Consider the following 1562-nt stretch of genomic DNA (forward strand, 5'->3'; position numbering starts at 1 on the left):
TGGCACTAATGGTTCTTTGATCTTTAAAAAGATCTAAGTTGTCATTTTCCACCCTTATAAAAGGTCCGCTTGCGGGCCTTTTTTCTTAGCTTTTATTCCGACTTGTTCCGTAGTGAACATGCTGCCACACTAACAATTCTCTGATAAGGAGCCGGTATGTTCTTAATTAACGGTTATAAGCAGGAATCGCTGGCAGTAAGCGATCGGGCAACGCAGTTTGGTGATGGTTGTTTTACCACCGCCAGAGTTATCGACGGTAAAGTCAGTTTGTTATCGGCGCATATCCAGCGACTACAGGATGCTTGTCAGCGGTTGATGATTTCCTGTGACTTCTGGCCACAGCTTGAACAAGAGATGAAAACGCTGGCAGCAGAACAGCAAAATGGTGTGCTGAAAGTCGTGATCAGTCGCGGTAGTGGCGGGCGAGGGTACAGCACATTGAACAGTGGACCGGCAACGCGGATTCTCTCCGTTACGGCTTATCCTGCACATTACGACCGTTTGCGTAACGAGGGGATGACGTTGGCGCTAAGCCCGGTGCGGCTGGGGCGCAATCCTCATCTTGCAGGTATTAAACATCTCAATCGTCTTGAGCAAGTATTGATTCGCTCTCATCTTGAGCAGACAAACGCTGATGAGGCGCTGGTCCTTGACAGCGAAGGGTGGGTTACGGAATGCTGTGCGGCTAATTTGTTCTGGCGGAAGGGCAACGTAGTTTATACGCCGCGACTGGATCAGGCAGGTGTTAACGGCATTATGCGACAATTCTGTATCCGTTTGCTGGCACAATCCTCTTATCAGCTTGTCGAAGTGCAAGCCTCTCTGGAAGAGTCGTTGCAGGCAGATGAGATGGTTATTTGTAATGCGTTAATGCCAGTGATGCCCGTATGTGCCTGTGGCGATGTCTCCTTTTCGTCAGCAACGTTATATGAATATTTAGCCCCACTTTGTGAGCGCCCGAATTAGTCATGAAAAAAGTGTTATTGATAATCTTGTTATTGCTGGTGGTACTGGGTATCGCCGCTGGTGTGGGCGTCTGGAAGGTTCGCCATCTTGCCGACAGCAAATTGCTTATCAAAGAAGAGACGATATTTACCCTGAAGCCAGGGACCGGACGTCTGGCGCTCGGTGAACAGCTTTATGCCGATAAGATCATCAATCGTCCACGGGTTTTTCAATGGCTGCTGCGTATCGAACCGGATCTTTCTCACTTTAAAGCCGGGACTTACCGCTTTACACCGCAGATGACCGTGCGCGAGATGCTGAAATTGCTGGAAAGCGGTAAAGAAGCACAGTTCCCTCTGCGACTGGTAGAAGGGATGCGTCTGAGCGATTACCTCAAGCAATTGCGTGAGGCCCCGTATATCAAGCATACGCTGAGCGATGATAAGTACGCCACCGTAGCGCAGGCACTTGAACTGGAAAACCCGGAGTGGATTGAAGGTTGGTTCTGGCCAGACACCTGGATGTATACCGCCAATACCACCGATGTCGCGTTACTCAAGCGAGCGCACAAGAAAATGGTGAAAGCGGTCGATAGCGCCTGGGAAGGGCGTGCGGAC

2 protein-coding genes are annotated in these 1562 nt (G+C 50.1%); both read left to right on the forward strand.

Annotation, left to right across the window (positions count from 1 at the left end):
• Positions 1–156: 156 nt before the first annotated feature.
• Positions 157–966 carry an aminodeoxychorismate lyase gene (pabC, locus tag R7Z41_RS23730; protein WP_160461011.1) on the forward strand — a complete coding sequence of 270 codons (810 nt, stop codon included), beginning with the start codon at positions 157–159 and terminating at the stop codon, positions 964–966.
• Between the two features lie 2 nt (positions 967–968).
• Positions 969–1562, forward strand: a 594-nt coding sequence (mltG, locus tag R7Z41_RS23735) for an endolytic transglycosylase MltG (protein ID WP_238086866.1), incomplete at its 3' end; no start/stop codon positions are given.

It is taken from the genome of Vibrio sp. 1457 (assembly GCF_033340195.1).
Lineage (GTDB): Bacteria > Pseudomonadota > Gammaproteobacteria > Enterobacterales > Vibrionaceae > Vibrio > Vibrio alginolyticus.